Source organism: Escherichia sp. MR (assembly GCF_005280595.1).
In the GTDB taxonomy this organism is placed as follows: Bacteria; Pseudomonadota; Gammaproteobacteria; order Enterobacterales; family Enterobacteriaceae; genus Escherichia; species Escherichia ruysiae.
On the sequence record NZ_SZVK01000099.1, the window covers coordinates 1 to 5,713 of the forward strand.

At 46.3% G+C, this 5,713-nt stretch carries 4 protein-coding genes, 1 tRNA gene and 1 pseudogene; 2 read left to right on the forward strand and 4 right to left on the reverse strand.

What is annotated here, in order from left to right; genetic code table 11:
- Window positions 1-60 (forward strand): IS1 family transposase (locus FC814_RS23790; protein WP_071528444.1); only part of this gene is annotated, 60 nt, incomplete at its 5' end.
- A 13-nt stretch (window positions 61-73) separates the two neighbouring features.
- Here FC814_RS23790 and FC814_RS21990 read toward each other — a convergent pair.
- The 3 genes and pseudogenes from FC814_RS21990 to FC814_RS22000 all read right to left on the reverse strand — a co-directional run.
- Window positions 74-685 (reverse strand): annotated as a pseudogene (locus FC814_RS21990) (tetratricopeptide repeat protein); the annotation flags it as partial.
- A gap of 411 nt (window positions 686-1,096) precedes the next feature.
- The gene (locus FC814_RS21995; RefSeq protein WP_137326468.1) at window positions 1,097-2,281 is read right to left on the reverse strand and encodes an integrase arm-type DNA-binding domain-containing protein; all 1,185 of its coding nucleotides are present in this window, start codon (window positions 2,279-2,281) and stop codon (window positions 1,097-1,099) included.
- A gap of 299 nt (window positions 2,282-2,580) precedes the next feature.
- Window positions 2,581-2,675, reverse strand: a tRNA-Sec gene (locus FC814_RS22000).
- Window positions 2,676-2,980: 305 nt separating this feature from the next.
- On the opposite strand from FC814_RS22000, the gene yicI reads away from it, so the two are divergent.
- The gene (gene yicI, locus FC814_RS22005) at window positions 2,981-5,299 is read left to right on the forward strand and encodes an alpha-xylosidase (RefSeq protein WP_137326469.1); all 2,319 of its coding nucleotides are present in this window, start codon (window positions 2,981-2,983) and stop codon (window positions 5,297-5,299) included.
- 354 nt (window positions 5,300-5,653) lie between these two features.
- On the opposite strand, the gene FC814_RS23795 is transcribed toward yicI, so the two are convergent.
- On the reverse strand, window positions 5,654-5,713 hold a 60-nt coding region (locus tag FC814_RS23795; protein ID WP_071528444.1), incomplete at its 5' end, for an IS1 family transposase.

Consider the following 5,713-nt stretch of genomic DNA (forward strand, 5'->3'; position numbering starts at 1 on the left):
TCGGTGGAGCTGCATGACAAAGTCATCGGGCATTATCTGAACATAAAACACTATCAATAAGTTGGAGTCATTACCATGCAGTTGCAGCTTTTACCAGTTCCCCATTAAGAAAATGCAGAAGACCAAGTTCATACCAGTAAGGTGAAAATTCATCAGCATGTTTTTTCAGTACACTGAAGGCTCGCTCATGATCACCTGTTCGTAACAGTTCTGAACCCAACAACCAGCGGGCACCCTGATTATCTTCAGGATTGTATGCCAGTATTTTATCAGTAAGCATAACCGCATCCTGATGACGCTGTAAGTGCACATTTGCGAGAATTGCTGCATAAAGCGCGCGCAGATAAGGCTGGTTTTCGGGATGCATCCAGATGATTTCACCACTGAAACTTTCCGGGATGAGACGATTACCGGCCGCCAGTCCTTTAAGCGCGGCGTTCAGAGCCTTACGCGGGGCATTCTGCTCCAGAAATGCATATGCCAGATGAGCGTGTATATCAATAAAGTCAGGCTCCCGTTGAGCAAGATGCCTGAGTTTGTTGATGTAACTCGTCTCGCTGATTTCATCAGTGTCGTATGCATCAAGCACTTCTTCAAACTCCCCCAGTAATGGGCCAAACCAGGTATCCGGAAATACGAAATAACCCTTGTTATCGTGCACTTCAAAGCATAATCTATCGTTCATTTTCTGAGCCTGTAAAACATGTGGTGATATAGTCTGAGAGCATAAAAGTTGAGATTCTGTGTATCAAGTCCTGTCTTGGCACCGAATGAATATTGCTTACGAAGCCCGTTCATGCTTTCCTTGAGAACAATAATTTTATCTTTATGTGAATCTCATTTTTTATAATGATGTCAGATGATTGAAATGCTAAATTATATCTGAATCAACTTTTCCTTTGCTAAAGGTATCGAAATAACTGCAAGGCTGTATTTTGTATTTGCCAATTTAAAAATGTCAATTTGTTTTTAATTATGTTTTTGTAATAAGTTTGAAGACACAAAAAAATAATATAATAACAAAAATCCTCCAGCCTTGTAGGCCAGAGGATAAAATACTTAATTGAGGAAAACATCAGGGAAAAGTATTTCTGACTTAACTTTCCCGGCTGGAGAGTGAATCAATGTAATCAGCGTACCATTGCATCATTTCACGGCGGCCATCGAGATACAGGGCATGATTATAGGTACCCCTGATGGAATTTTTATCCACATGAGCTAACTGCATTTCAATCCAGGCGGAGTTAAAGCCTTGTTCATGCAGAATTGTACTCATGGTGTGTCTGAAACCATGCCCTGTGAGTCTTCCCTTATATCCAAGTAATTCAATTACTTGGTTAATGCTTTCCTTACTAATTGGTTTGCGGGGATCATTTCTACCGATAAAGACTAGGGGACGATGTTTTGAGATTGGTTCAAGCTGCTTAAATAGCATAATAACCTGCTCAGAGAGCGGCACAATATGAGGTCGCTTCATCTTCATTACTTCTGCCGGGATCTCCCACAATTTTGTCTCAAAATCGATATCTTCCCAGCGTGCAAAACGCAGTTCTTGTGTTCGTACGCCGGTTAACATAATGATCTGAGTAGCTGTCTTAGTGATTATACTTCCGGTATAACCCGCCAGATCGTTGAGGAAGTGGGGAAGTTCATTAGCAGTAAGAAAGGGAAAATGTACTTTTTTCGGTGTAGCTAAAGCACTGGCAAGATCGGGGGCTGGGTTATAGTCTGCCCGGCCAGTAACAATTGCATAGCGGAACACCTCACCACAGCGCTGGCGGACCTTGCGCATTTTCTCCAGAGCTCCACGTTTTTCCATTTTACGCAGTGCTTCCAGTAACTCCATTGGTTTGATTTCGGCAATAGGGCGCTTGCCAATGTAGGGAAAAATGTCTTTTTCAAAGGTATCAATGATTTCATCACGATAGCGTAATGACCACCGATCGGCTTTTGACTGGTGCCATTCGCGAGCAATAGCCTCGAACGTATTTTTCAGACTTATTTGCTGCGCGATTTTTTCTTCCTTTTTTGCCTCCCCTGGATCGCCTCCAGCAGCGAGGAGTTTCCTGGCTTCACTGCGTTTCTCGCGAGCATCGGCTAGCGTTACATCGGGGTATACGCCAATAGAAAGCATCTTTTCTTTACCAGCAAAGCGGTACTTCATGCGCCAGTATTTAGAACCATTAGTGTTAATCAGTAGATACATACCGCCGCCATCAGCAAGCTTATAGGGTTTGTCTTTGGGTTTTGCGGTTTTCACTTTGATATCGGTTAATGCCATGACATCCTCCGGCTTTTGATGAATTCATGTTCCTGAGGGGGATTTCTGCCAGTAACTAACCTGATACCCCCAATACACCCCTTGTATAACAAAGATGTTGTTAAAAGCCGTTGTTATGTATTACATTTTTCCTATTATGGGGGTGCTTGTATTTCAATAGGAAATAACACCCCCTAAAGTACCCCCAAAAGAAACTTGATACGGGGTGAAGTAGGTTGACCTCAGGATACAAATAAATACTGATATACAAGGGATTAGAAGAGATTTATTGACATTGGGAGAGTTCAGAAGAGGTAAACTGGCGGAAGATCACAGGAGTCGAACCTGCCCGGGACCGCTGGCGGCCCCAACTGGATTTGAAGTCCAGCCGCCTCACCGGAGACGACGATCTTCCGCGCCTCGATTGCTACATGGAGGCGGGGCGCATTATAGCTAGTTCCTCGCCTTATCACATCCCCCATCACACTTTTTTCCGTATCGTTTCGTCTTGCCATGATCCATTTCACAGAAACCTTCAGCAAATCAATAAGTTACATTTTGGTGCTACCGCGATCACAGAAAACAAGAAACGTAAGTTGATAACAAAAAATAGCAATATCCGCACTCTTAAGGATGGTTTACTTTCGGGCTGTCTGACTGGCGCCTTCTTCACTTGTCATGCATGCGGTAACTAAAATTTCAGAACGAAAGGAACGGATTATGAAAATCAGCGATGGAAACTGGCTTATTCAACCTGGTCTTAATTTGATTCACCCCATCCAGGTTTTTGATGTTGAGCACCGGGGAAAGGAGATGGTGGTTTATGCCGCGCCGCGTGATGTGCGGGAGCGTACCTGGCAGTTGGATACGCCGCTGTTTACGCTGCGCTTTTTTTCACCTCAGGAAGGTGTGGTTGGCGTGCGGATTGAGCATTTTCAAGGGGCGCTGGATAGCGGTCCGCATTACCCGATTAATGTGTTGCATGACGTTCCGGTGGAGATGCAAAACACGAGTGAATATGCCGAGCTGAAGAGCGGTAATTTGAGTGTTCGCGTTACCAAAGGGGAATTCTGGTCGCTCGATTTTCTACGCAATGGTGTGCGCATTACCGGTAGCCAGTTGAAAAATAACGGCTATATACAGGATACCAACACCAACCGTAGCTACATGTTTGAGCGGTTGGATCTCGGTGTCGGTGAAACGGTATACGGTCTGGGGGAACGCTTCACTGCGCTGGTGCGTAACGGTCAGACGGTGGAAACCTGGAACCGTGATGGCGGAACCAGCACCGAACAGGCGTACAAAAACATCCCGTTCTATATCACCAACCGTGGCTACGGTGTGCTGGTTAATCATCCGCAGTGCGTCTCGTTTGAAGTGGGATCGGAGAAAGTCTCCAAAGTACAGTTCAGCATTGAGGGTGAATATCTCGAATACTTTGTTATCGATGGCCCGACGCCGAAAGCGGTGCTCGATCGTTATACCCGTTTTACCGGGCGTCCGGCGTTGCCGCCAGCATGGTCCTTTGGTTTGTGGTTAACGACTTCATTTACCACTAATTATGATGAAGCAACGGTAAACAGCTTTATCGACGGCATGGCGGAACGGAATCTGCCGCTACATGTTTTCCACTTCGACTGTTTCTGGATGAAAGCTTTCCAGTGGTGCGATTTTGAGTGGGATCCGGTAACTTTCCCTGACCCGGAAGGGATGATCCGCCGCCTGAAAGCGAAAGGGCTGAAAATCTGCGTCTGGATTAACCCCTATATAGGGCAAAAATCCCCGGTATTTAAAGAGTTGCAAGAGAAAGGATATTTACTCAAACGCCCGGACGGCTCGTTATGGCAATGGGATAAATGGCAGCCAGGTCTGGCGATTTATGACTTTACCAACCCAGATGCCTGCAAATGGTACGCCGATAAACTGAAAGGCCTGGTAGCGATGGGCGTCGATTGCTTTAAGACCGACTTTGGCGAACGTATTCCAACAGACGTTCAGTGGTTTGACGGTTCCGATCCGCAGAAAATGCATAACCATTATGCATACATCTACAACGAACTGGTGTGGAACGTGCTCAAGGAAACCGTCGGCGAGGAAGAAGCCGTCTTGTTTGCCCGCTCGGCCTCCGTCGGTGCGCAGAAATTCCCGGTACACTGGGGCGGCGACTGTTACGCTAACTACGAATCAATGGCGGAAAGCCTGCGCGGTGGTTTGTCTATTGGCCTTTCTGGTTTTGGTTTTTGGAGCCACGATATCGGTGGCTTTGAGAACACCGCTCCGGCGCACGTTTACAAACGCTGGTGCGCATTTGGTTTGCTCTCCAGCCATAGCCGTTTACATGGCAGCAAATCTTATCGTGTGCCGTGGGCTTATGATGATGAATCCTGCGATGTCGTGCGCCATTTCACTCAGCTTAAATGCCGTATGATGCCGTATCTGTACCGCGAAGCCGCTCGTGCTAACGCGCTGGGTACGCCGATGATGCGCGCAATGGTGATGGAGTTCCCGGACGATCCGGCCTGTGATTATCTTGACCGTCAATACATGTTGGGCGACAGCGTGATGGTTGCGCCAGTGTTCTCTGAAGTGGGCGATGTACAGTTTTATCTGCCAGAAGGTCGCTGGACGCATCTGTGGCATAACGATGAAACAGAAGGCAGCCGTTGGCATAAACAGCAGCATGATTTTCTTAGTTTGCCGGTTTACGTGCGTGACAACACCTTACTGGCGCTGGGGAACAATGACCAACGCCCCGACTACGCGTGGCATGAAGGCACGGCTTTCCAGCTTTTTAATCTGCAAGACGGGCATGAAGCTGTCTGTGAAGTGCCCGCTGCCGATGGTTCGGTGATCTTCACCCTGAAAGCGGCGCGTACTGGCAATACGATTACCGTGACAGGCGCGGGCGAGGCGAAGAACTGGACACTGTGCTTGCGTAATATTGCGAAAGTAAATGGTTTGCAAGGCGGTTCGCAGGCTGAAAGTGACTTGGGCGTGGTGGTGACGCCTCAAGGGAATGCGCTGACAATTACGTTGTAATTTATTGAAGGAATGCCGGATACGCATTGTTTGTGCCGTATCCGGTAAACAATCTCACATCTGCTAATAAATATTTCTTCTGTCATATCTGCGAGCATGATCACGATTATTTGCTGTGAAAATGTGATCTACCCTAAAAATATCTCTTAATTGCCGTTTTTTGTTTTATCGCTGTCCGGATTACAGGACACATTTTAGTATTGTTGTGAAATCATTCTGCTTTATATTTATCATCAGAGATAGCAACTGAAGTTCTTCAGCATGGAACTTCTTAATCTGTGGTAAGGGTAAAAAATGCAAATGATTACCTCGCGACAAAACAGATTATTACGATTCCTTGGTAATGACTCCAACTTATTGATAGTGTTTTATGTTCAGATAATGCCCGATGACTTTGTCATGCAGCTCCACCGA

Coding starts and splice junctions, on each gene's coding strand:
- FC814_RS21995 (WP_137326468.1), bottom strand. CDS start 2,281: ATGGCATTAACCGATATCAAAGTGAAAACCGCAAAACCCAAAGACAAA.
- yicI (WP_137326469.1), top strand. CDS start 2,981: ATGAAAATCAGCGATGGAAACTGGCTTATTCAACCTGGTCTTAATTTG.